Genomic DNA, 24,923 nt, shown 5'->3' on the forward strand with positions numbered 1-24,923 from the left:
CGTCATCGACCAGTCCAGCAGGGCCCGGGCGGCGCGCAGGTGGCGCCCGTCGATCGCCTGCTCCAGGCCTTCGCGGAACTGGTCGCTGGCCAAAGGGGTGTGTGATCCGATCGGACGGGTCAGGCTGCTCCAGTCCACCACCACGCCGGCCGCGTCGCGGAGCGGAACGGTGAACACCTCGAAGCGCTCACGATTGCCGCCGGCAATATGGAGCAGCGGCGTCAGCCGATGGGCGAGCCCATCTGACTGGGCTGCGATGCTCACGTCACGCCAGTGCTCCCGCTCCTCGCCCAGGATCGTCCGGAAGGCATCGGCTGCGATCTCGTCCGGCGAAAGGCCGGTCAATTCGAAGGCCTCCTGGGGGAAGGTGAATCGGCGCTCCGGATCGCTGGAGAAGGCCAGCGTCCGCGTCTGCTGGAACAGGGCTCGCCGGCGCCGCTGCTCGGCCTGGCGGGCCTGCTGCAGCCGCTCCTGATCCGTCACGTCGAGCACGACCCCGGCCGCCCCGCGGGGACGTCCGTCTGGCGCCAGGTAGATCTCGCTCCGGGCCGACAGCACGCGGATCGCGCCGTCCGGGCGGAGCAGGCGGACGCTCTGCTGGCCGAGCGTCACGCCCCGGATCAGGTCGGCGCCGGTCTCCACCCTCTCCCGGTCCTGCGGATGGATCAGGCCGTGCAGACGGTCGTAGCCCGGCCGGGTGGTCTGCGGGTCGAGGCCGAGCACGCGGAACAGGCCCGTCGACCAGACATGGTGGTTGTCGGCGAAGCGCCAGCCCCAGGTCCCGGCGACGCACTGGCTCTCGATCAGGTTCAGAAAATAGGGGGACGCGAAATCGAGGCTTTCCAAATTCATTCGTGAGGTGCCGAGCAAAAATAATAAGAACGTTTCCAAGGTATAGTATCAGGGTGGCGTGGCGTGCAATGGAGGCCCAGAAAACCTAGAGTATGAGATGCGGCGGGGTCCTTTGAAACCTCAGGTATATTTTGCGGGCTGCTGATGATCCGCCGCAACATTGCGGTGCGCGAAGGGTGGCGGGCCGGCGACGGAAGCGACGGTCATCGTGAACCCGACGCGGTTCCCGCCTCTCCTGCGCGACGGCCGACCCCTCCGCCGCGCCGGGCGGCCCCTGGGACGGTGCGCCGCGCGATCGGCCTGGAGACCGTCGAGGCCCCCGACGCCGACGTCGCGCAGGCCCTGGCCCGGCTCGGGCCGCACCCCTCCCCTCGGCCGGCGAGACGGCTCAGGTCAGGCCGACGCCGATGACCCCGCCCTCCATCAGGGAGAAGCGGATGCCGGACCGGCGCAGGGCGTCCACGGCCCTGTGGCGGGACCGCTCCGCGATCGCCCCGATGTCCTCCTCCATGCGCTTGACGGTGGAGAGCGAGAGGCCGGCGGCCCGGGCGAGGTCGGTCATCGACCAGTCCAGCAGGGCGCGGGCGGCGCGCAGGTGGCGCCTGTCGATCGCCTGCTCCAGGCCTTCGCGGAACGGGGCGCTGGCCAGGGGGCTGTGCGATCCGATCGGGCGCGTCAGGTTGCTCCACTCCACCACCACGCCGGCCGTGTCGCGAAGCGGAACGGAGAACACCTCGAAGGGCCCGCGATCGCCGCCGGCGAGGTGCAGGACGGGTCTCGTCACGTGCGCCCGCCCCGAAAGCTGTCCCTCGATGCTGGCTTCGCGCCAGTGCTCGCGCTCTTCATGGACCACACACAGGAAGCCATCGGCCGAGATGTCCGCGAGCGAGAGGCCCGTCAGATCGCTGGCCTCCTGGGGCATGGAGAACGCGTAGTCCGGATCGTTGGAGAACAGGAACGCCCGCCCCTGCTGGAACAAGGCGCGCCGACGCCGCAAATCGGCCTGGCGCGCCTGCTGCAGCCGCTCCTGATCCGTCACGTCGAGCACGATCCCGGCCGCGCCGCGGGGGCGTCCGTCCGCCGCCAGATAGATCTCGGTCCGGGCCGACAGCACGCGAACCGCGCCGTCCGGGCGGAGCAGGCGGACGGTTTTCTGGCCGAACGTCACGCCTTGGATCAGGTCGAGGCCGGTCTCCACCCGCTCCCGGTCCTGCGGATGGAGCAGGCCGAGCAGACGGTCGTAGCCCGGCCGGGTGCTCTGCGGATCGAGGCCCAGCACGCGGAACAGGCCCGGCGACCAGACATGATCGTTGTCGGCGAAGCGCCAGCCCCAGGTCCCGGTGGCGCCCTGGCTCTCGATCAGGTTCAGCAAATGCTGGGAAGCGAATCCGAGGCTTTCAACATTCATCTGTGTCGTGCCGAGCAACACCAACGATGGACATGGCCGATGTATAGTGTCCGTCCGGCGTCATGCGCAATACAAAGCAAGACATGCAGAAGTCTTTATTTATTTGTTCGCAGGTGTAACCTTCGGCAGCCATAGGCCGAGCGCCGAAGATCCGCAGCGACGCGGCAGCGCTGACGGCGTGGTGGGCCGGTGGCAGGGGGCACGCGCGTCGTGAACCCGAAGCGGTGCCCGCCGCTCCTGCGCATCCGCCGATCTGCCTGCCCGGAGCGCACGAGCCGGAGGCGTGGTGCCGGAGCCCGGCCCGAAATTCTGTCTTGTCGTTTGGCGTTTCGGAATCACCGGTTTCCGCTGATCCCTGACAAACTCTAGGCCGCGGCGGAGAGGGTCGGCGGGCCCGCGGCCTCGATGCGGTTGCGGCCGAGTCCCTTGGCCCGATACAGGGCCGCATCGGCGCTGGCTAGCATCGTGGTGAGGTCGCCGCGATCCGGCGCCGCGAGACCGATGCTGACGGTCGCCGGAATCCCGGGGCCTTCCGCCCGCGCGGCCGCGGCGGCGAAGCGGCTGGCGATGGTGGCGCCGCGGCTCAGGGCCTGAAGGCGGTCGCAGTCGGGCAGGAGCGCGGCGAACTCCTCGCCACCCAGGCGAACCAGAAGCGCGTCGGGGCCCGCGCCCGCGCGGGCGGTTTCGGCGAACAGCCTCAGGATCGCATCGCCCGCCGGATGGCCGTAGCGGTCGTTGATCGCCTTGAAGTGATCGAGGTCGAAGGCCAGGAGCGCGACGGGGCGGCCCTGCTGCTCCCGCAGGATCCGGCCCCCCCGCTCGAAGAAGGCGTGGCGGTTCGCCAGCCCCGTGAGCTGGTCCGTGTGCGACAGGCGCAGGAGGTGCTGCTTCTCCTCCTCGCGGACGAGGGCGAGGAACGACATCGGCATCGCCACCGAATAGAGGACTGCCTCGACCATCGTCGCCTTGGCCACGACGACGAGCATGTCCGGGCCGTACCACTGGACGAGGACGGGGGCGACGAAGGCGCGGCCGAGGTAGAACCCGGCGTGGACGGCCGAGATCGCGACTGCCACCGGCCGGGATCGCAATCCCCGGGCCGTGCGGCTGCGCAGGAGGATCCACGCCGTCAGGCCGCAGGCCAGCGCGATGGGCAGGGCCGAGACGTGGTTCCAGAACGCGGTCGGGAACTGCGTCCCAGCGAGCGCCCACAGGACCGCGAGGCCGGCCAGCGCGGCGAGGGAGGCGCGGAGGTGCCGCCGCCCATCGAGGCTCGCCGCGGCGTTCAGGACCAGGAGGTAGCCCGACACCATCAGGAGGTTGGTCGCTGCCATGCCGAGGGCGACGGGTACGCGGCCGCGGTTCATCGCCACGACGCAGCCCAAAACGAAGGCCACCAGACCGGCAGCCAGCACGGCGAGCCCCCGCGCCCGCGCCGGGTGGGCCTGCCGCTCCCAGAGCAGAAGCGACGTCGACACCAGTAGCGTCCCGATCGTCAGGTACCAGAGGGTTTGGAGATCGATCTGCATCGCTTTGCCTGTCTCGCGGCAAAGCTTACCGGCTCGGTTACGCCAGGTCCCTTACGGTTCCACGCGAATCGTCGACATGGTTCCCCCAACGTTAAGGGCGCGCCGGTGCGCGCGCCGGGTTAGGTCGATGCGACCTCCCGGTGCCCGATGCCGATGACGCCGCCGTCCAGGCGCGAGAACCGGATCCCCGCCTTGCGCAGCGTCTCGACCGCCTTGTGCCGGGACTGTTGGGCGGTGTGGTCGAGATGCTCCTCCATGCGCTTCACCGTCGACAGGGAAAGGCCGGCGGCCTTCGCAAGATCGGTCATCGACCAGTCCAGCAGGGCGCGGGCGGCGCGCAGGTGACGCCCGTCGATTCCCCCGTTGAGGGCCTCGTCGAGAGCCTCGTCGAACGGCGGGCCGGGCGGGTGCGCGTCCGCCTCAAGCGAGCGAGTGAGGCCAGCCCAGTCCTCCGCCCCGCCGCCTGAATCCACCGGGACCGGCGCTTCGGTGAATGGGAGGGCGGCATCGCCGAAGAGGCTCGGCGTGCCCTCGTCTCCGAACAGGACCCGGCTGCGGCGCTGGTCGACCAAGCGCGCCTGCCGGAGGCTTTCGTGGTCCGTCACGTCCAGGACGACGCCCGCGGCCCCGCGCGGTCGCCCGTCCGGGTCGAAATAGATCTCGTTTCGCACCGACAGGACCCGCATCGCGCCATCCGGCCGGCGAAACCGCACCGTCTGGCTGCCGAGGGCAGTACCCTGGATCAGGTCGGCCCCGGTCGCCAGTTTCGCGCGATCCTCCGTGAGGACCAGTCCGACCAGCAGCTCGTAGCTCGGCCGCGTGGTCCGAGGGTCGAGGCCCAGGCGATGGTACAGGCCGGACGACCAGACCTGTTGGTTGTCGGCAAACTGCCAACCCCAGGTGCCGGTGAGCCCATGGCTTTCGATCAGGTTTAAAAACTGGGCTGGAGAAAACTTGAGATTATCGACCTGCATGTCGTCACGGCCTGCTGCACCTTCTCAAATGATAGTGTCATCAATCGAGCAAGTCCGCAAATCAGACTAGCCAGCCGGATAAGCTGCCGTTGGTGGACAAAATTAGTTCTTTATGACCCATTTCGGCGGTTATTATTGGGGAGATTTCCGTTCCGACACGCCGGGCACCGATGTCATCGGACGTTTTCGGGTCGCGGTGGTCGCCCTCGGCGCGGGCGGCGACCGGCTCCCATGATCCGGGGCCTGAGGCCTCGACCGCTTCGGCGGCTCCGCGGCATCGCAGCGGGCCGGCCAAGGGAGTGAAAGGCCGATCGTTCGCCGCACATCCGGGGGATGCGCCGTGAAGTCCGGCTCCCGCGGGCGACCGGCGAACGCGCGGCGTCGGACCGTCCGTGGTCCGCGCGCCCGCTTCAGGCGATCCGCAGGGTGGGCTCCGCCTCCGCGTCGCCCAGCAGGTCCGGGCGGTTGCGCAGGAACCAGGGGACGCGGCTCGCCGGCATCGGCTTTCCGTAGAGATAGCCCTGGACGTTGGTGCAGCCTCCGTCCCGCAGGAAAGCGGCCTGCTCCGCCGTCTCGACGCCCTCGGCGGTGACGTCGAGGGCGAGGCTGCGGCCGAGCTGCAGCACGGCGGTGACGATGGCGGCGTCGTTGGCGTCGCGCTCCAGGTCCCGGATGAAGCTGCGGTCGATCTTGATCTCGTCCACCGGGAACTGCTTCAAGTGGGTGAGCGAGGCGTAGCCGGTGCCGAAATCGTCCAGGGCGACCCGGATGCCGGAGCCGTGCAGCTCGGCCAGCACGTCGCTGACCCGGTCGCCGTGGCTGCCGAGGAGGACGGTCTCCGTCACCTCGACCCCGATCCGGCTGCGTGCCAGGCCGGCCGAATCGACGTCGTCGAGGAAGGTCCCGGCCAGGTCACCCTGGGCGAACTGCGCCGTCGAGAGGTTGAGGAAGACGCGGCCGGGATCGAGCCCGAGGCTGATCCAGTGCAGGAGGTCGGCGATGATCCGCCGGCGCAGGACGTCGCCTACCGCGACGCCGATCTCGGGATCGTCGAAGACGGCCGAGAAGGCGCCGGGAGCGAGGAGGCCGCGGACGGGATGGTGCCAGCGCGCCAGAGCTTCGAATCCGATCACCGCCCCCGAGAGCAGGTTGATCTTCGGCTGGTAATGGGGCTCGAGGCCGCCGCCCCCGTCGAGGGCCGCGCGCATCTCGCGGGTCATCGCCACCCGCTCCTCAATGTTCGCCCGCAGGGCCGGCACGAACAGCGTCGCGCGGTTCCGCCCCGAGGCCTTGGCGGCGTAGAGGGCGAGGTCCGCGTTGGTGAAGAGGTCGGCCGAGTTCCCGGCATGGTCGGGGTAGAGGGCGAGACCGAGGCTCGCCCGCGGCGCCACGATCCGCCCGCTGATCGGCATCGGCGGGTGCAGGACGTCGAGGATGCGCTCCGCGAGGTCGTGGATGCGGGGTCGCCCCGCCGCATCGCGGCCGGTGCAGATCACGACGAACTCGTCGCCCCCGAGGCGCGCCACGAGGTCGTCCGGTTCGATCACGCCGCAGAGGCGCAGGGCGACCTCCTTGAGCAGGGCGTCCCCGGAATCGTGCCCGAGGGTGTCGTTGATCTCCTTGAAGGCGTCGAGGTCGAGAAGGATCAGGCCGACCGCAGCGGCTTGGGCTTCCGCCCGCGCCAGGGCGGTCTCCAGGGTGGCCTGGAACAGCGCGCGATTGGGCAGGCCCGTAAGCACGTCGTGATGGGCGGCCGAGCGGATCTGCGCCTCGGCGGCCTTGCGGCTCGTGATGTCCACGAGGCTGGAGACGTGACAGGCGATGCCGTCGATCTGGACGCACTCGATCGAAAGGAGCACGTCGCGACGCTCCCCGGTGAGGACGACGATGCTCGCCTCCCAGTCGCGGATCGCCTGGCGCCGGTCCAGCACCGCCTGCATCCGGCGGCGGTCGGCGCCAGCGAGGAAGTCGCGGTTCGCGTAGTTCGCCAGGGTGTCGCCGGGGGCGAGCCCGAAGAACTGGACGCCGGCATCGTTGGTGCTGACGATCTGCCCGTTGGCCGCCCGGGAGACCACGATCGGCACCGGCACGGCCCGGAACATCGTCTCGAACAGCTCCCGGCTCTCCGCGAGTTCCAGGCTCGCCCTGCGTTCCACGTCGGCCGCCGCCCATTCCAGGCGGCGCAGGCGGTTCGACCGGGCGATGTAGAGCAGGACCGTCAGGTGGCCGAGGACGAGCTCGATCGCCAGGGCGAGGCTCACCTCGCCGGGGGATCGCATGGCGAGGAAGCCCCACAGCAGGACGAGGGCCGACACACTGCCGGTGACCGCTGTCCGAATGAAGCTCAGGGGCACGACGAGCATGAACGCGGTCGGCACCAGCAGCGCCGCCAGGACCGGGATTTCGGGGCGCGCCACGCAGAGGGCGCCGAGGCCCAGGCTCGCGGCGGCCTGCCACGGGAGGAGCCATCGCTGCAGCTGCGCGAAGTCCTTGACGGACCGCAGGGCGACCAGACCGCCGAGCGTCGCCGCCACGAGGCCGAGATGCGTGACCAGCATCGCCCGCATCCCGCTGCGGGCCTCGATCAGGCTGAGGTCGTCGACGAGGAGCAGGAGGTCGATCGCCAGGGAGGCGCACAGGACCGCCCGCGTGTGGCGCAGAATCCTGGGGAGCCGCTCCGCCCGGAACGCCGTTTCGTGGGCACGGGAGGCGAATGCGCCCGCAGGAGTGATGAGCCGTTCGGTCGTCATGACGCCCGACCGTGACACGCAAAGATCGCGCAGGGGTTAAGAGCGCCTGGCCTGGGCTTTTATTTCACCGCGCGCGGCCCGCGTGCCGTCAGGGCCCGCAGCGCGCCCCGCATCGTGCGCACATCCTGCTCGGTCATGGCCATGCGATGAAGCATGTCGCGCATGTTGCGGGCGATGATGTCCCGCTTCTCCGGCGGATAGAAGCCGGCGGCCGCCAGGCTGTCCTCCAGCGTCGTGAAGAGCGAGGCCATCGCCTCACGGGTCGCGGGCGGCGACAGCATCTCGCCGGTGAAGGGCAGCACGGAGAGACCGGCTGCCCGGCGCCACTCGTAGCTCATGAGCAGCACCCCCTGGGCCAGGTTCAGGGAGGAGAAGCGGGCATCGACCGGGAAGGTCACGATGGCGTCGGCGCGGGAGACCTCGTCGTTGTCGAGGCCGGAGCGCTCCCGTCCGAACAGGATGCCGACCCGCTGGCCGGCGCGGCCCATAACGTCGCGCATGGCCTCGTCGGGCGCGAAGACCCGCTTCATCTGACCGCGCTCGCGCGCCGTCGTCGCCAGCACGTAGTGCAGGTCGGCGATCGCCTCGCCGAGGGTGTCGTAGACCACCGCGCTGTCGAGGATGTGGGTGGCGCCCGAGGCCGCCTCGCGCACGCCCTTCTTCGGCCAGCCGTTCTTCGGCGCCACCAGGCGGAGCTCCGACAACCCGAAATTCGCCATGGCCCGGGCGGTCATGCCGATGTTCTCGGCCAGTTGCGGCTGGACCAGGATGATCACGGGCCCGGCGGGGGATGGGGCGGGTTCGGCCGCCGCGGCGCCGGTGGTCACGGGGTCGGTCGTTGCGGGATCGGTCGGCATGGGATCGGGCATGTGCGGGTCGGAGCTCATTCGCGCCGTCTTGCACGAGGCGGGCGCGACGGCCAAGCGCCGCCGGCCCGGGGAGGCCCGAGCGGACTCAGATCTTTCCGTCGAGGCCCATCTGGTAGTATTTGTGGATGATCTTGTCCTGGTTCTCCAGGAGCCAGTCGATCGAGGGCTCGTTGGTCATCGCCTTTCGGATCGCCTCGGTCATGCCCCGGCGCTGGATGTCGAACAGCGCCTTGTGGTCGACGGTCTCGGCCTCGATCACGCCGGGGCTCAGCCAGACCGAGCAGATGATGCCGAGGTCGTTGGCCTTCTCCTTCGGGATGTAGCCGGCCCGCACCGCATCGAGCACGCCGTTGGCGATGGCGAACTGCACCGTGCCCATCAGGATCGAGGTGTACTTGCTCTCGGTGACGCTCACCTTCGAGACGCAGAGCGTGACGGGGCGCACCATGATGTCGGTGTTGAGGAGCGCGAAGACGCGGCTGTGGCCGACGACCTGATCGCCCGTGAGGGTGGCGAGGGCGGTGCCCACCGGACCGTCGAGTTCGCCGATAATCACCTCGGGCTCGGACGCCGTGTTCGGCGGTCCGCCGGCGACCAGGGCCTCGCCGGCGCGAAGGATGATGCGTTCACTCATGGGGCTCTCTCAGGACAGCGGAGGACAGGACGGCGGGGGCTGTGCCGCGTGGCGGGCAGATTCCGCGTGTCGGCGTCAATGTCCAGCCCCATGGCCGCATGGGGCCCCGCCGCGCCTTCGGACGCCGTCCGCGCCGCCCGGGTCGTACGTGGCCCGCGGCCGATCCACAGGGCATCGGGGATGCGGGCGACCGTCGTGGATCGCAGTAATTCGACCTTAAGGCTCGCCATGCATCGTTGAGCGATACGGGACCTCTTCATCGGCTGTTCGTCAGGACATCAGAGGAACCGCCCCGTCGGAGCGTGATGGCAAGGCCAAGCGACCCGCAACATCAGAATGCGATCGGTTTCGGCACTCCCATGTCCTGCGGCGCCAAGAAAACAGGCTGGGTAAGCCGCTTTCGCCGATCTTCGAGCGGCGCGACGGCAGTCGAGTTCGCCCTCGTCATGCCGCTCTTCATACTGGTGTTCGTCGAAATTCTTCAGGGTGGCCTGTACGTCTTCTGCTACGCGGCCCTGGAAAAGGCGACCGCCGATGCCAGCCGGACGATCATGATCGGCGCGCTGACCGATACGGCCTCCACCGCCAACGGCTTTCGCAGCTCGGTGGTCTGCGCCAACCTGATCGCCGGCCTGTCCTGCAACAACATCGTCACCAATCTGCAGACCACCACCCTGACCGGGTCGGGCGGCGGCTACTCGGTGTTCGTCAGCCCGGACGAGAAGAGCCTCGTGCCGGTGCCGATGAACAACAGTCAGACGGCGTACTGCACCGGCGCCCCCGGCACCTACGGTTACCTCCAGGTCTTCTACGCCGTCCCGGTGTTCAGCCCGGTCTGGATCGCCCTGAAGCTGGGCACGACCTGGAACGGGACCTCGGTCGTGTTCGCCCGGGCGGCGGTGGCGTTCCGGAACGAGCCGTTCACCACCGCCAGCGTCTCGACCGGGTGCTGACGCCGCCATGAGCCGCCAGACCCTCAAGCGCTTCGGACGGGACGGGCGCGGCATCGCCATCATCGAGTTCGCGCTGATCCTGCCGCTGCTGCTCACGCTCTCGGCGGTGACCTTCGATCTCGTCCGCTACGTCATCTACATGCGCAAGCTCGAGCTCGCCGCCAGCACCCTGGCGGATCTCGTGGCGCGCAACGACACGGGCAAGATCACCCAGACCGACATCCTCGCGATCTCCCGATCCCAGCTGGTCATGTTCCCGGAGGCCATGTCCGCCGCCAAGGACGCCAACGTCTCGGTCTGGACCCTGCTGAGATGGTCGCTGTCGGGGGTGCAGTTCACCCCGACCGTCGCCGGTTGCACGTCCAACTGTACCTATACGCCGAAGGTCGTCTGGACGTCCGGCCAGAAGCGCTCCTGCACGACACCGCCCGTCGCGGCGCCCAATACGGCCGGACCGAGTCCCACGACGCTGCCCAGCGACACGTTCGGCCCCGGCTTCCTCGTCGTGGCCGACGTGGTCTTCAGCTACAAGCCCCTCATCCTCCAATCCGTCGTCGGCTCGATCGACATCGCGAAGTCCTTCTATTTCGCGCCGCGCTACGTCACGGCCATCACCTTCGATCCGAGCGGCGGGAGCACCTCCGCCAATGCCTGCCCCTGACCCCGAGGCCTGTTCCATGCACGCCGACTCCACGCATCCCGTCTCTCCGCCAGGGCGCCTGCTGCGGCGCCTGCGCGATGAGACGGGCGGCAATGTCCTCATGGTCTTCGCCCTGGCGCTGATCCCGCTGATCGGCCTGACCGGGCTCGGCGTCGATTACGTCCGCGGCATCAACTACCGCACCCATTTCGACCGCGCGGCCGACGCGGCCACCATCACCGCGATCGCGACGGCCCGCGATTACATCTCCACCAACCCGAAGAACGAGGCGGACCCCACCGCCTCGGCCCTGGCGCTCGCCAAGACCCGCGGGCTGGCGGCCTTCCAAGTCAATGCCGGCGCGATGCTCAAGAGCCTGCCGCTGGTCCCGGACCTCACGGTCACCCGCACCGCCGGGGTCATAACGGCTCGGGCGACATACGCCTCGAGCTTCAACTCACCCTTCAGCAAGGTCCTGGGCGATCTGAAGGCGATTCAGGTGTCCGGGAAATCCACGTCCAGCCTCACCTTGAGCAACTACGTGGACTTCTACCTGTTGCTCGATACGTCCGGCTCGATGGGTTTCCCGACCTCCAGCGCGGCGCAGACGCAGTTCGCCAAGCTCAACCCCGACATGAAATCCGGCGGCCCGAACAATTGCGCCTTCGCCTGCCATTTCCCCGGCTGGCAGGGCTTCGCGATCTCCAAGCAGAACAACATCGAGCTTCGGATCGCGACCGTCAGCAACGCCGTCCAGGGTCTTATCGCCAAGGCGAAGACCAACGCGACCCTGGTCAACCAGTACCGGGTCGGGCTCTATCCCTTCGTGAGCAATCTCGAAACCGCGGCCGACGTGACGGCCGATCTGGATTCGCTCAAGACCATCAATCTCGAAAACTACATGGATATCGGCAATTCGTCCGTGCCACGCGGGAGCGGCGGCACGCATTACGAGAACGTCTTCCCGATCATCAACAACAAGATCACCAGCGTCGGGGACGGGCTCAGTGCCAAGCGGGCGCTGCCGTTCGTGTTCGTGATCACGGATGGGATGGACAACAACCAGTATTACTTCAATTCGACCGGTTGGACCGGATCCCAGGCGAGGCTCCTCGATCCCTCGCTGTGCAAGCCCTTGAAGGATCGCGGCATCACCATCTCGATTCTCTACATTCCGTACATCCCGATCTCGCCGGCGAACCACCCGGATCAGGTGGTCACGAACGAGAACCTCCTCGTGAACACCCTGATTCCGGGCGTGCCCGCCACGCTGCAGAACTGCGCCTCGTCGGGCTACTTTCGCACCGCGAACTCGGCGAGCGAGATCCAGGAAGCGCTGAACGCCATGTTCGATCAGGCGACCCGGAAGGCGCGCCTCGTCGCCGGTCCCTGACAGGCCAAAAGGTTTGTCATGCGCCGGGAGGGAGCCGCCTGCTTCCGCCCCGGAAGCGCGCGGGCTAAGAGCGGCGCAGGTTCGGCATCCGCCTTGCGTGGCGCCGGACATCCTGGCTCAGGAAGGTGTGCTGCAGATGGACAAGATCAAGGTTGCGAACCCGGTCGTCGAACTCGACGGCGACGAGATGACCCGGATCATCTGGAGCCAGATCAAGGACAAGCTGATCCACCCCTACCTCGATCTGAACCTGGACTATTACGACCTCGGCGTCGAGCACCGCGACGCCACCAACGATCAGGTCACCGTCCAGGCCGCCGAGGCGATCAAGCGTCACGGCGTCGGCGTGAAGTGCGCCACCATCACCCCCGATGAGGCCCGGGTGAAGGAGTTCAACCTGAAGGAGATGTGGAAGTCGCCCAACGGCACGATCCGCAACATCCTCGGCGGCGTCATCTTCCGCGAGCCGATCATCTGCAAGAACGTGCCCCGCCTCGTGCCGGGCTGGACCCAGCCCATCGTGGTCGGCCGCCACGCCTACGGCGACCAGTACAAGGCCACCGACTTCAAGGTGCCGGGCAAGGGCCGCCTGACCATCAAGTTCGAGGGCGAGGACGGCACGGTCATCGAGAAGGAAGTCTTCAAGTTCCCGAGCCCCGGCATCGCCCAGGCGATGTACAACCTCGACGACTCGATCCGCGACTTCGCCCGCGCCTCGATGAACTATGGCCTGAACCGCAAGTACCCGGTCTACCTCTCGACCAAGAACACCATCCTGAAGGCCTATGACGGCCGCTTCAAGGACCTGTTCGAGGAGGTCTTCCAGAACGAGTTCAAGGCGAAGTTCGATGCGGCCGGGATCACCTACGAGCACCGCCTGATCGACGACATGGTGGCCTCGGCCCTCAAGTGGTCGGGCGGCTACGTCTGGGCCTGCAAGAACTACGATGGCGACGTGCAGTCCGACACCGTGGCGCAGGGCTTCGGCTCGCTCGGCCTGATGACCTCCGTGCTGCTTACCCCCGATGGCCGGACCGTCGAGGCCGAGGCCGCCCACGGCACGGTGACGCGCCACTACCGCGAGCACCAGAAGGGCAAGGAGACCTCCACCAACTCCATCGCGTCGATCTTCGCCTGGAGCCGTGGCCTCGCCCACCGGGCCAAGCTCGACGACAACGCGGCGCTCGCCACGTTCGCCACGACCCTGGAGACCGTCTGCGTCGACACCGTTGAGGCCGGCTTCATGACCAAGGACCTCGCCCTGCTCGTCGGCCCCGACCAGCGCTGGCTCTCGACCACGGGTTTCCTCGACAAGGTCGACCAGCACCTGAAGGCCGCGATGGCCTGAGCGGGCTTCGGCGGAGCCCGAGGGCCGACGTCGTAGCGCGGACGCATCGTCTGCGATGGACGCTGGATCATACGGTCCAGCGTCCGCGGATGGGTGCGCGCCTCTCTCTGTTGCGGGGTCCTCACCGTTCCCCGCTCTGGGTCGGGGGGGCGTCTGCCCGCGCGCGGCATCCGGTGAAAACCCGCGCTCAGCACCCCGTCATCCCGGGGCCGCGCAACGGAGCCCCACATCAGGAAACGTGGGCCTTACAGGACTTCATCCCGTGAGCGGCTTCTGGAATGGCACGCTGCCGGCGCGCCCCGTCGGGTCCGGTCTTACCTGCGGTACCCCGGACTGACGGCGCGGCGCCATCGGCGATCGCCCCGACCGCACGGGAGGGAGCGTTGAAACCGTCAGCGCTCGAGGCGTCCATCCAACGCCCGAGCCCCGTCGGGTCGGACGGTCGATACCACCCGGCACGCCTCGACCCAGGTCATCCTCAGGACGCGTGCCGCGCGGCGTCCGCGTTGCGCTTGCGGGTGGCGGCGCCCTTCTTGGCGGAGGCGGAGCGCTCTTCCGCCGTGCGGCTGGCCGAGGCCTTGCCGCCGACCGCGCCGCCGCGATGGGCCGCGGGATGGCGGGTCGCCTTGCCCCGCCCGGAGCCGCCGGGCTTCTTGCCGCCGCCATCGTCCTTGTTGACGGTCGCCCAGGCCCGCGCCTCGGCGTCCTTCTCGGGCACGCCGCGCGCCTCGTAGGACTCGGCGATGTGCTCCGCCTTGCGGATCTGCTTGTCGGTGTATTTCGACTTGTCACCCTGGCTCATCGCGAATCCACTCCGCTGGAGGACCCGGGCGAGGCGTCAGCCGATCGCGACGGGCCCGTCGAGAACCGCCCGAACGCGGCGGACCAGGTCCGTCCGGCGGTAGGGCTTGTTCAGGAGATCGAACTCCGAACCCCCGGCATCGGTTCGCTCCAGGCTCGCCTCGGCGTAGCCCGTGGTGAGCAGGACCTTGAGGTCGGGCCGCCGGCGCTTGGCCTCACGTCCCAGGGCGATGCCGTTCATGCCGCCCGGCATGATGAGGTCCGTGAAGAGCAGGTCGATGGCGTTCCCGCTCTCCAGCACTTCGAGGGCCTCGCGGCCGTTCTGCGCCATCAGGGTGCTGTAGCCGAAATCCCGCAGGATGGTGCGGGCGAGCTCGGCCACGTCCTCCCGGTCGTCGACGATGAGGATCGTCTCGGTGCCGGACCCCTCCTGGGGGCCGACCGCGGCCGGCGCCGCCTCGAACACCGCGGTCTCGGTGGCCGGAAAGGACAGGCGCACCACGGTTCCCGCCCCCAGGACGGATTCGATGCGGGCGGCGCCGCCCGACTGCTTGGCGAAGCCGTAGACCATCGACAGGCCGAGGCCGGTGCCCTTGCCCTCCTCCTTGGTGGTGAAGAACGGATCCATGACCCGGGCCAGGACATGGGCCGGGATGCCGCTGCCGGTATCGCTCACGCTGATGGTGACGTAGCGGCCGGGGGCCAGGGGACCGTCGACCTCGCCGGTGATGACGTGGTTCTCGGTCCGCACCGTGAGACGGCCGCCCTCCGGCATCGCGTCGCGCGCGTTGATGAAGACGTTGAGGAGGGCGACCTCGGCCTGGTTCGGGTCGACCCGGCAGTTCCAGAGGTCGGGGCTGAGGTCGAAGTCGAGGGAGACGGTCTCGCCGAGGGTCCGGCCGGCCATGTCGGCCATGCCCTGGACCAGGGCGTTCAGGTTCACCGAGCGGCCTTCGAGGCGCTGCTTGCGTGCGAAGGCCAGGAGCTGCTGCGTCAGGGTCGTGGCGCGCTCGGCGGCGGTGCGGATGTTGTCGGTGGCCCGGCGCAGGCGGTTGCGGTCGGCGCTCGGATCGTCGAGGCCGGCGCCCAGGATGTCGACATAGCCGACGATCACCTGCAGCAGGTTGTTGAAGTCGTGCGCGATGCCGCCGGTGAGCTGGCCGAGCGCCTCCATCTTCTGGGCCTGGCCCAGGGCCTCCTCGGCGTCGCGCCGGCGCGAAACGTCCAGCTGCGAGGCGAAGAAGTACACCAGCGTTCCGCCCGCGTCGTAGATCGGCGAGACGAAGAGCGCATTCCAGAACGGCGTGCCGTCCTTGCGGTAGTTGACGATCTCGGTGGCGACGTTCTCGCGGGCCGCGATCGCCCGGGCGAGTTCGCGCACCGCCCCCCGATCGGTGTCCGGCCCCTGGAGGAAGCGGCAGTTGCGGTCCAGCACCTCGTCGCGGCGGTAGCCGGTCATCTCCAGGAAGGCGTCGTTGGTGAAGATGATCGGATTGTCCGGCAGGCGCGGGTCGCTCACGACCATCGGCATGCGCGAGGCGGCCACCGAGGCGAAGAAGAAGGCCGCTTCCGGGCTGATCGGGGATCGGATCGGGTCCTGCGCGAGCGCCCCGTTCGGCGGCATCTTGGGCGTGTCGATCATCGTCGCGCTATCACATCGGCGGGGCTTCGCAGGCGAGCCTGGCAGGTCGCCCCTTACACGGGTCAAACTCCCGGCGCCATCATCGTTCCCTGTGCCGGCCCAGGCATCTCACCGTCGGCATGACGATTCAGCGAGGACCGGCCGCGCGTCACGAGACGCGCGGCCGGTCGGAGGGTCAGCGCTGCTCGGTCTCGAAGCGGACGCTGTTGACGTTGGCCCGCTCGAAGGCCTGCATCACGTGCTGGTAGGAACGCTCCCCGTCGCTGGCTTCGACGCCCTCGACCTCCTCGGGCTTCAGGACGAACATCAGCATCGAGCGTCCGGTGACCTCGTAGGTCGCGCCGATCGGCTTGCTCACCACGTCCTGGCTGTCGGGCAGGTTCGTGTCGAGGAGCCGCGTCCAGCCGACGCCGCCCACCGATTCCGGCAGGGTGAACGACACGAGGTCGTGGTAGGCGTTGTAGAGCAACAGCAGGGTGGCATCGCCGCCGCGTTGGTGGATGCCCGAGGCCTGGGCCCGGCCGTCGAGGAGCACCGCGATGGCGCGGGCATCGCCCTGCGTCCAGTTCTCCGGCGACATCTCCCCGCCGTCGGGACGCAGCCAGGTCACGTCCTTGACGCCGAACTCCTCGTCGTAGGCGCCCGTGAGGAATCGGCCGCGGGTGAGGATCGGGAGCGCCTCGCGCAGCAGGGTCAGGCGCTGCGTGAACTCGGCGAGATCCCGCTCCTCGGGCCCGACGGCCTCCCAGTCGAGCCAGGAGATCTCGTTGTCCTGGCAATAGGCGTTGTTGTTGCCGTTCTGGGTGCGGGCGAACTCGTCGCCCGCGAGCAGCATCGGGGTACCGCGGGAGAGGAGCAGCGTCGCCAGCATGTTGCGCATCTGGCGCAGGCGCACGGCGCGGATCTCCGGATCGTCCGTCGGTCCCTCGGCCCCGTAGTTGTTCGACAGGTTGTGCGAGTGTCCGTCGCGGTTGTCCTCGCCGTTCGCCAGGTTGTGCTTCTCGTTGTACGACACGGTGTCGTTCAGCGTGAAGCCGTCATGGGCGGTCAGGAAGTTCACCGAAGCCCAGGGCTTGCGCCCGCGCTTGTTGAACTTGTCGGCCGAGCCGGTGAGCCGGGCGGCGAGATCGGGCAGCATGCCCTCGTCGCCGCGCCAGTAGCCGCGCACGTCGTCGCGAAAGCGGTCGTTCCACTCGGCCCAGCCCGGCGGGAAGCCGCCGACCTGATAGCCGCCCGGGCCGCAATCCCAGGGCTCGGCGATGAGCTTGACGCCGTTCAGCACCGGGTCCTGCCGGCAGGTGTCGAGGAAGCCGCCGCCCTCGTCGAAGCCGTGCGGCTCGCGGCCCAGGATGGTGGCGAGGTCGAAGCGGAAGCCGTCCACCCGCATCTCGGTGGCCCAGTAGCGCAGGGAGTCGGTCACGAGCTGCAGCACCCGCGGGTGCGACAGGTTGAAGGTGTTCCCCGTGCCGGTGTCGTTGATGTAGTAGCGCGGCTCCTTGGGCATGAGCCGGTAGTAGGAGGCGTTGTCGACGCCCTTGTACGACAGCGTCGGACCCTTCTCGTTGCCCTCGGCGGTGTGGTTGTAGACCACGTCCAGGATCACCTCGAGGCCGGCGCCGTGCATGCGCGCCACCATCTCCTTGAACTCGGAGAAGGCGAAGTCCGGCACGGCGGCGTAGCGCCGGGCGGGGGTGAAGAACGAGATGGTGTTGTAGCCCCAGTAGTTCACCAGTTCCTTCTCCTGCAGGTAATCGTCCTGCACGAAGGCGTGGACCGGCAGAAGCTCCACCGAGGTGACGCCGAGGCTCTTGATGTAGTCGAGCACCGCCGGCGTGCCGAGGCCCGCATAGGTGCCGCGCAGCTTCTCCGGCACCGCCGGGTGGAGCTTGGTGAAGCCCTTCACGTGGGTCTCGTAGAAGATGGTCTTCTCCCACGGCACGTGCGGCTTGCGGTCCCGGCCCCAGGTGAAGGCCGGGTCGATGACGCGGGAGCGGCGGGTGTAGGGCGCGGAATCGCGGTCGTCGAAGGTCAGGTCGTCGCCGGTCTCCATCTGGTAGCCGAACAGGGCCGGGTTCCAGGTGATGGAGCCGACGAGCCCCTTGGCGTAGGGGTCGATGAGCAGCTTGTTCGGATTGAAGCGGTGCCCGGCCGTCGGCTCGTAGGGGCCGTGGACGCGGTAGCCGTAGATGGTGCCCGGGCGCGCGTCGGGCAGGTAGCCGTGCCAGATCTCGTCGGTGTACTCGGGCAGCTCGATCCGCTCGATCTCGTTCACGCCGTCATCGTCGAACAGGCAGAGTTCGACCTTGGTGGCGTGGGCCGAGAACAGGGCGAAGTTCACGCCCAGGCCGTCCCAGTTCGCGCCGAGCGGATAGGGCGAGCCTTCCTTGATGCGCGAACGTTTAGCGCGGCCCTGCGGGCTTGAGCGGTCCGCGGGATTCGTCGTGTCGGCCATGTTCGCTCCGGGCGGTATCGGTGGGTGCGTCGAGACAGGGCGCTGCGCGACGCCCCGTCCTGGAAACCTGGACAGGAACGCTCACGCTTCGCCGGAAGGTCCGCCACGGGGCAAATCTTTTTGCATCGCACGGCGCGGTGCCCCGCAGCCGCTTCCACGGCGCGAGCGGTTGCGGCAAGACTACGAACGGCAAGACTGCGAACGGCAAGACTGCGAACATCAAGACTGCGAACACGGCGCGGCGGGGGCCGCCCGGGGCAAGGAGACCGGCGCATGACAGATCAGCCCTACGGCCTGCAGGCGATCGCCGATCGCTACCGGGTCAGCCTCGACGCCGTGCGCCACCTCGTCCAGGCGCTCGAAGCGGGCCACGGCCGGATGGCGCAGTTCAACCATCCCGAGCTCGGCGGCTTCGGCCAATGGTCGGGCGCGGGCATGACCATGATCGGCGACATGTTCAACGCCGAGCTCAAGGCCCGGGTGGACGCCCTCTGCACCGCCCTCGCCGCCGCGCTGCCGGCCGGCGCCTGGTCGGAGGTGCCGCGCGGCGCCGGGGCGCCCTGGCCTCCCGAATGGGGGGCACCGGCCACCGCCGGATCGAAGAACGGGATGCGCTACGCCTATTTCCCGGTCCAACGGCGTCTCGTGGTCGAATCGGAGGGGCGGGCTGCGATCTACGACACCGCCGATCACGCCATCAGCGGCGTCTCGCAGCAGCAGGGCAGCGCGACGAGCCTGCGCTTCTCCGGCCCCGGCGGCCCCGTGGACCTTGCCAGCCTGAAGCGCCTCGACGAGGCCGAGCGCGGCGAGGCCCGCCCCTTCGCCCCCGAACCCTTCGCCCCCGAACCCGTCGCCCCCGAACCTTTCGCGCCCGAACCCTTCGAGCCCGGTCATCCGGGCGCCGAGGCGTCGCATCCGGGCAGCGCCGGGCCGGTGGGCGGCAGCGACGTGCTCTCGACGATCGAGCGCCTGTCGGAGATGCGCCGCAAGGGCATCCTCACGGAGGGCGAGTTCACCGCCAAGAAGGCCGAGCTGCTCGCGCGCCTCTGATCGCCAGGCTCCGAACGACGCGGGCCGGATCGCCCGGGGGCCGGCTGCGTTGGCCTGGAACCGGTGCCGCGCGCAGGACGCGGATCGCGGCAGAGATTCCGCAAGGCTGATGGCTCGACCCCGCGACCTCCTCGACGTCACAACGATCTATCACGAGCCCGCCGTGCCGGATTACCCGCGCGGGCGGGAAATCCTGGACCGGTTTCCGGAGGCCGACCGCATCGTCGTCCCCTCGCACTGGAACATCCCGAGTCTGCACGGCAATGCCGGCTCGGTGGAGGATTGGGTGCGGATCAAGCGCTCCACCCTGGTGCTGGGGGTGAAGAAGGGCCTCGCCATGCGGCCGAACGGGCGCAGCGCCCACTTCATCGCCCCCTCGACCTCCAACGGCTGCGCCATGGCCTGCGCCTACTGCTACGTGCCCCGGCGCAAGGGCTTCGCCAATCCGATCTCGCTCTTCGTCAACGTCGAGGCCGTGGCCGCCGCCATCGCGCGCCACGCCGCCCGCCAGGGGCCCCTGCCCGAGCCCGACACGATCGATCCCGCCCTCTGGGTCTACGACCTCGGCGAGAACGGCGACCTCTCGGTGGACGCCATGGTGAGCGAGACGGTGCGGGATCTCGTGGCGCTCTTCCGGGACATCCCCAACGCCAAGGCGTCCTTCGCCACCAAGGCGGTGAACCGCGATCTCCTGGCCTACGACCCCCAGGGCAAGACCCGGATCCGCTTCTCGCTCATGCCCGAGCGCATCGCCCGCATCGTCGACGTGCGGACGGCACCGATCCCCGAGCGCATCGCCGCCATCGACGACTTCGTCGCCGCCGGTTACGAGGTCCACGTCAACTTCTCGCCGGTCATCCTCTACGAGGGCTGGGAGGCCGATTGGGCGGCCCTGTTCGCCGCCATCGACGGCGCGATCGGCCCGGCGGCCCGGGCGCAGCTCAAAGCGGAGATCATCCTGCTGACCCACAACGCCGACCTGCACGCAGTCAATCTCGGATGGCACCCCAAGGCCGAGGACCTGCTCTGGCGGCCGGACATCCAGGAGGCGAAGGTCTCCGAGGGCGGCGGCGCTAACCTGCGCTACCGCACCGGCTGGAAGGGTCAGTGGCTCGCCCGCTTCAAGGCCCTGCTCGCCGAGCGCATGCCCTACTGCACGGTGCGGTACGCGTTCTGAAGGGGCCGGCGGCCCGGCCACCGTCCGCCGCCCCCGCTGGTGTGCCGCTTCGCCTCACCCCCAGACCATCTCGCCCGTGGCGACCTTGGCGCCGATGTCGAGGGCGATGTCCATGCCGAGGCCCGGGAAGCGGGCCAGCATCGCGGCCTTCAGCGCGGCGGCATCCCCGCCCGCCGCGAGGGCCTCCTCGAAGGCCAGGAGGTAGCTTCGGGTGAAGGCGAGGGCCGAGCCGTCGGTGGCGGCCTCGACCGCCAGATGGCCCGGCACGACGACGGACGGCGCACGCGCGGCGATCCGGTCGAGTTCGGCGATCCAGGCGGCGCGGGCCTCCGGGCTCGGCGTGTCGGCGGTCCAGACGTGGACGCCGGAGAAGATCAGGACTCCGCCGAACACCGCGTTCAGGGCCGGGACGAACAGGGTGCGGCGGTTGGGCAGGCCCATGGCGGGCACGATCTCGACGGTCTCTCCATCGACCGACAGGGCAGCGCCGTCGAAGGGCGTGGGCATGACCACGTCGGCCCGCGTCCCCGGACCCTCGGCCCCCAGCTGCGGGCCCCAGGCGGCGATCTTCGCATCGACCGTGCGGGCGATGGCCGACACGGTGGCGGAGGCAGCGAGCACCCGGGCCTCCGGAAAGGCCTCGCAGAGGGGTTTCAGCCCGAAGTAATAGTCCGGGTCCGACTGGCTGACATAGATCGTCGTGAGGCGCTTGCCCGTCGCCGCGATCGCCGCCGCGACGGCTCGACCGTCGGAGACGGTGAAGCCGCCGTCGATCATGATCGCTTCGGTCGGCCCCTCGATCAGCACCGGGGCGCGGAAGAACCCCTTCGGGCCGGCGGGAAAGTGCGTCCAGGCGAGCCCGGGTCCGGCCAGCCCGGTCAGCGGCATCGCGATGGTCGGGCCAAGCCCGGTCTGCATCGGCGTTTCCTCCATCATGGTGTTTCTCCCGATCCGGCGCGAAGCTCGGCCGCCAGTCTGTCCCGGTCGCCGAAGAGGATGCCGCTCGGCAGGCGTCGGGCGCCTTCCTCGTCCGCGAGGACGAGGGCGGGGACGCCCCGGGCCCCGAACCGGGCCGCCATCCGAACGGCGGCCTCGATCCGATGCCGGGTCGCCTCGCGCAGTTCGGGGTCGGGCTCCTCCAGCCGGCCGGCGGCCTCCGCGAAGCCGGCGCCGGCGAGCACGTCCGCAACCACGGTGCGATCCGCAGTGTCCCGGCCCGCGACGTAGCGGGCCTGCTGGAGCGCCTGCAGGCCTTCGAGCTCACGGCCGGGTCGGGTCAGTCCGATCGCGACGAGGCCGAGGGTGGCGGCGGCCGAATCGAAGGCGGCGCCGGGCGTCCGGAAGATCAGGGCGCGATAGGCGTCGCTGAACGGTTGCCCCGTCTGGTCCGTAATGCGCTGGTCGTTCTGCCAGACATAGTCCGCGAAGGCGGGATCCATGGGCTGGCCGCCCTCGCCCGCGAACAGGCCCGTGGGCGCGAGGTCCAGCGCGACCGCCCCCGACTGGGCGATCCAGGCCAACGCGGGAGCGGCCCCGTAGCACCAGCCGCACAAGGGATCGAACAGAAAGGTCAACCGCATGGACCTGGACCTGCTTTGTGGCTGCGCGCGCCGCGAATCATCTGAATTAACCGATAAAATTCAGATGAGACGTCATTTAGCGCCAGACTTTCCGCAAGACGAGTCCAATTTTTGGACTGGGTCACCCGACCCCTGCGCGGCGGCCCGGTCTCCGGGTTCACCGAACCGGGGCCGGCGGCGCCACGGATGTCCCGACGCCCGCCTAAACTCAGCGCAGAGCGCGCCGATCAGGTCCTCACCGCAGCGCTCGCCGGCCCTATGCAGGATACCGTGGCCGGCGGTGGGGGCGAGGATGACGATGGTGCCGCCCGCGAACAAAGCCGGGCGACGACAACGACGCGACGATGTGCGGTGCTGCCGAGCCTGTAAGACAGACGGCGGGGCGCGCCGTCAGTCTTGGGAGGGTGGGTGAAGCCCTGTCATTTCGAACAGGACGGAAGCCATGGCGATGCGCGGAGAACGCTGGGCGTTCTCGCACGAGCCGAATGTCGGACGTCAGGATCTGGCGGAGGGAGCGGGATTCGAACCCGCGATACCGTTTCCGGTATACACACTTTCCAGGCGTGCGCCTTCAACCACTCGGCCACCCCTCCGGTCCCGTCGCCGCGTCTCGCAGCCGCCGGGGCGGCCGGGCTTCGCGATCGCGCCGGGAGGCGTCCTGTACAAGCCGCATGGACGGCGTGCAAGCCTCGGAACGGCAAAGCTGACGATTCCCGTGCGATTTCCCCGCCGAGGGCACCCGCCCCTCGGGGGTCGCGGCGCCGCGTTCTCAGATTCGCCGCTTTTGCAGCCGATGCGCGCAGGGCCAGGCTTCGGGAGTCGTGCTCCGCCGTGATCCGCTTCGACAACGTGACCAAGGTCTACCGGACGGACGGGCATCGCCGGACGATCCTGGAGCGCGTCTCCTTCACCCTGAAGCCGGGCACCAGCTACGGCATCCTGGGGATCAACGGCGCCGGCAAGTCGACCTCCCTGCGCCTCCTGGCCGGCACCGAGATGCCCACGAAGGGCCGCGTGGTCCGCACCACGCGCGTGTCCTGGCCCCTGGGCTTCGCCGGCGGCTTCCACCCGGCCATGACCGGGCGCGACAACATCATCTTCGTGGCGCGCATCTACGGCGAGGACCCGCGCAAGGTGCTGGAGTTCGTGGAGGATTTCTCGGAGCTCGGCAGCTACCTCGACGTGCCGATCCGGACCTACTCGTCCGGCATGGGCTCGCGCCTCGCCTTCGGCATGAGCATGGCCATCCCGTTCGACTGCTACCTCATCGACGAGGTCACGGCGGTGGGCGATGCCCGCTTCCAGAAGCGCTGCGAGGAGGCCTTCGCGGCCCGCCGGGAGAATGCCGACGTGATCATGGTCTCCCATGGCATGGACACCCTGCGCACCTGGTGCCAGCAGGGCATCGTCATCATCAACGGGCGGGCGATCGTCTACGAGAGCATCGACGACGCCATCGAGGTCTATCGCCGCCTGAACGCCTGAGTTGCGCCGGCGCGCCGGTGGCCACGGTTTTGCCGCGGCGGCGGTGCAAAGGGTGTACCCTGGCGGCGGGATGGCCGGACGACATGGAATACCGGGGCGCATGAGCATCGAAATCCGCAACCCGCAGGGTCAACCGCTGACCACGGCCGACCGCTCGAACGCGGTGGCCGAATCTCTGAAGCAGATCGCCCGCGTCTCGCGCTTCGCCGACCGCAAGAAGGGCATCCGCTCCTACCAGAGCCACGTGAAGACGGATCCGCTGATCCCGGTGCTCTTCCTGGTCTGCTTCCTGATCCCGACCCTGGCGGCCATCGCCTATTACGGCGTGATCGCGTCGGACCGCTTCGTGATCGAGTCGCGCTTCGCCCTGCGGCCGGCCCTCGGCAACGTCGACAAGGCCTCGCCCGATCAGGTCGGCACCAATTCCGGCTCCCCCATGAAGCAGATGGTGGCGCAGGACAGCCTGATCGCGACGAACTACATCATGAGCCGGCCGATGATCGAGGCCATCGAGAAGACCTACCCCCTGCGGGAGATGTTCTCCCGGCCCGGCATCGACATCCTCTCGCGCTTCGATCCCGAGAAGCCGATCGAGAAGCTGGTCAAGTACTGGCACGAGCGGGTCCACACCAAGATCGAGTCCGGATCGGGCATCATCCTCCTGTCCGTGAACGCCTTCGATCCGCAGGATGCCCTCAACCTCTCGAACGCGATCCTGGCCGAGAGCGAGCGCATGGTGAACGCTCTCAGCGGCCGGGCCCGCGAGGACGCGGTGCTGGAGAGCCAGCGCGAGCTCAAGCGGGCCGAGGAGCGGATGCAGAAGATCCGCACCGAGGTGGCGGCCCTGCGCAACCGCGACGGCGTCCTCGACGCGCAGAAGACCAACGAGAGCAACCTGAAGGTCTTGTCGGAGCTGCGCACGGCCCGCATCAACCTGGCCGTCCAGCTCATCCAAGGTCAGCGCGACCTCTCGCCGGAGACCCGCCGCATCCAGGACATGAAGGCCCAGATCAAGGACCTCGACGACAACATCGCGCGGATCGAGCGCCAGTCGGCCAGCGAGGATCCGGAACAGCGCCGTATCCTGGCGAACGCCCTCACCCGGTTCGAGGCCTACGACGCCGACCGGGCGGATGCGGAGAAGTACTTCGCCAAGGTGCTGGCCGCGAACGAGCGGGCGCGGATCATCGCGGAGCGCCAGATCGAGTTCTTCAGCATGATCGTCGAGCCGGTGAAGCCCGAATCCTCCCAGGAGCCCCGGCGCCTCTTGATGATCAGCCTCATCGCCGGTGGTGCCGGACTGGTGTTCGCGCTCGCGGTGGTCACCCGCAAATACTTCGCCTGACGCGGTATTTCCGCTCAGGCGGGGCGGCGGACGGCCTGGCG

Annotated in this window: 20 protein-coding genes and 1 tRNA gene; 8 read left to right on the forward strand and 13 right to left on the reverse strand. The window is 68.9% G+C overall.

Annotated features, from left to right (window positions below; all coding sequences use genetic code 11):
- The 7 genes from ASF20_RS12710 to ASF20_RS12740 form a co-directional block, all read right to left on the reverse strand.
- The coding region (locus ASF20_RS12710; RefSeq protein WP_162242622.1) for a PAS domain-containing protein at positions 1-846 on the reverse strand (846 nt) is incomplete at its 3' end.
- Between the two features lie 394 nt (positions 847-1,240).
- Positions 1,241-2,260 (reverse strand): PAS domain-containing protein, encoded by a 1,020-nt coding sequence (locus tag ASF20_RS12715; RefSeq protein ID WP_082501321.1) that lies wholly within the window; start codon positions 2,258-2,260, stop codon positions 1,241-1,243.
- A 365-nt stretch (positions 2,261-2,625) separates the two neighbouring features.
- Positions 2,626-3,789, reverse strand: a complete 1,164-nt coding sequence (locus tag ASF20_RS12720; RefSeq protein WP_056274697.1) for a GGDEF domain-containing protein — start codon at positions 3,787-3,789, stop codon at positions 2,626-2,628.
- Positions 3,790-3,908: 119 nt separating this feature from the next.
- Complete coding sequence (locus ASF20_RS12725) at positions 3,909-4,763, reverse strand: PAS domain-containing protein (RefSeq protein ID WP_056274699.1); 855 nt, start codon at positions 4,761-4,763, stop codon at positions 3,909-3,911.
- 410 nt (positions 4,764-5,173) lie between these two features.
- Complete coding sequence (locus ASF20_RS12730) at positions 5,174-7,513, reverse strand: EAL domain-containing protein (RefSeq protein ID WP_056274700.1); 2,340 nt, start codon at positions 7,511-7,513, stop codon at positions 5,174-5,176.
- Positions 7,514-7,572: 59 nt separating this feature from the next.
- The gene (locus tag ASF20_RS12735; protein ID WP_280136497.1) at positions 7,573-8,382 is read right to left on the reverse strand and encodes an RNA methyltransferase; all 810 of its coding nucleotides are present in this window, start codon (positions 8,380-8,382) and stop codon (positions 7,573-7,575) included.
- Between the two features lie 85 nt (positions 8,383-8,467).
- Positions 8,468-9,016 carry a formaldehyde-activating enzyme gene (locus ASF20_RS12740; protein ID WP_055952093.1) on the reverse strand — a complete coding sequence of 183 codons (549 nt, stop codon included), beginning with the start codon at positions 9,014-9,016 and terminating at the stop codon, positions 8,468-8,470.
- 359 nt (positions 9,017-9,375) lie between these two features.
- Between ASF20_RS12740 and ASF20_RS12745 the strand changes: the two genes are divergently transcribed.
- The 4 genes from ASF20_RS12745 (at position 9,376) to ASF20_RS12760 (ending at position 13,350) form a co-directional block, all read left to right on the forward strand.
- Positions 9,376-9,969: a TadE/TadG family type IV pilus assembly protein gene (locus tag ASF20_RS12745; protein ID WP_274534761.1), complete on the forward strand. Its 594-nt coding sequence runs from the start codon at positions 9,376-9,378 to the stop codon at positions 9,967-9,969.
- A 7-nt stretch (positions 9,970-9,976) separates the two neighbouring features.
- Positions 9,977-10,630: a TadE/TadG family type IV pilus assembly protein gene (locus ASF20_RS12750; protein ID WP_056222542.1), complete on the forward strand. Its 654-nt coding sequence runs from the start codon at positions 9,977-9,979 to the stop codon at positions 10,628-10,630.
- Positions 10,631-10,646: 16 nt separating this feature from the next.
- Entirely contained in the window at positions 10,647-12,002 is a 1,356-nt protein-coding gene (locus tag ASF20_RS12755; RefSeq protein WP_056274702.1) for a pilus assembly protein TadG-related protein, read from the forward strand.
- A 136-nt stretch (positions 12,003-12,138) separates the two neighbouring features.
- Positions 12,139-13,350 (forward strand): NADP-dependent isocitrate dehydrogenase, encoded by a 1,212-nt coding sequence (locus tag ASF20_RS12760; protein ID WP_056274708.1) that lies wholly within the window; start codon positions 12,139-12,141, stop codon positions 13,348-13,350.
- Between the two features lie 478 nt (positions 13,351-13,828).
- Here the strand turns inward: ASF20_RS12760 and ASF20_RS12765 are convergent, their stop codons facing one another.
- The 3 genes from ASF20_RS12765 to glgX form a co-directional block, all read right to left on the reverse strand.
- Complete coding sequence (locus tag ASF20_RS12765) at positions 13,829-14,152, reverse strand: hypothetical protein (protein WP_056274711.1); 324 nt, start codon at positions 14,150-14,152, stop codon at positions 13,829-13,831.
- Positions 14,153-14,188: 36 nt separating this feature from the next.
- Complete coding sequence (locus ASF20_RS12770) at positions 14,189-15,793, reverse strand: hybrid sensor histidine kinase/response regulator (RefSeq protein ID WP_056274712.1); 1,605 nt, start codon at positions 15,791-15,793, stop codon at positions 14,189-14,191.
- Between the two features lie 175 nt (positions 15,794-15,968).
- Positions 15,969-18,245 (reverse strand): glycogen debranching protein GlgX, encoded by a 2,277-nt coding sequence (glgX, locus tag ASF20_RS12775; RefSeq protein ID WP_056274714.1) that lies wholly within the window; start codon positions 18,243-18,245, stop codon positions 15,969-15,971.
- A 273-nt stretch (positions 18,246-18,518) separates the two neighbouring features.
- Here glgX and ASF20_RS12780 point away from each other — a divergent pair, with 273 nt between their 5' ends.
- Positions 18,519-19,295, forward strand: a complete 777-nt coding sequence (locus ASF20_RS12780; RefSeq protein ID WP_056274716.1) for an SHOCT domain-containing protein — start codon at positions 18,519-18,521, stop codon at positions 19,293-19,295.
- A 109-nt stretch (positions 19,296-19,404) separates the two neighbouring features.
- Positions 19,405-20,472: a spore photoproduct lyase family protein gene (locus ASF20_RS12785; RefSeq protein WP_056274717.1), complete on the forward strand. Its 1,068-nt coding sequence runs from the start codon at positions 19,405-19,407 to the stop codon at positions 20,470-20,472.
- 54 nt (positions 20,473-20,526) lie between these two features.
- Here ASF20_RS12785 and ASF20_RS12790 read toward each other — a convergent pair whose 3' ends face one another.
- From ASF20_RS12790 to ASF20_RS12800, 3 genes are all read right to left on the reverse strand, one after another.
- Positions 20,527-21,390, reverse strand: coding sequence for an MBL fold metallo-hydrolase (locus ASF20_RS12790; RefSeq protein ID WP_056274864.1), 864 nt, complete (start codon positions 21,388-21,390; stop codon positions 20,527-20,529).
- 14 nt (positions 21,391-21,404) lie between these two features.
- Complete coding sequence (locus ASF20_RS12795) at positions 21,405-22,052, reverse strand: DsbA family protein (RefSeq protein ID WP_056274720.1); 648 nt, start codon at positions 22,050-22,052, stop codon at positions 21,405-21,407.
- 503 nt (positions 22,053-22,555) lie between these two features.
- Positions 22,556-22,645 (reverse strand) — tRNA-Ser (locus ASF20_RS12800).
- A gap of 238 nt (positions 22,646-22,883) precedes the next feature.
- On the opposite strand from ASF20_RS12800, the gene ASF20_RS12805 reads away from it, so the two are divergent.
- Positions 22,884-23,537: an ABC transporter ATP-binding protein gene (locus ASF20_RS12805; RefSeq protein ID WP_055953674.1), complete on the forward strand. Its 654-nt coding sequence runs from the start codon at positions 22,884-22,886 to the stop codon at positions 23,535-23,537.
- Positions 23,538-23,637: 100 nt separating this feature from the next.
- Positions 23,638-24,882: a hypothetical protein gene (locus ASF20_RS12810; protein ID WP_056274721.1), complete on the forward strand. Its 1,245-nt coding sequence runs from the start codon at positions 23,638-23,640 to the stop codon at positions 24,880-24,882.
- Positions 24,883-24,923: the final 41 nt, after the last annotated feature.

It is taken from the genome of Methylobacterium sp. Leaf88, assembly GCF_001422795.1.
In the GTDB taxonomy this organism is placed as follows: Bacteria; Pseudomonadota; Alphaproteobacteria; order Rhizobiales; family Beijerinckiaceae; genus Methylobacterium.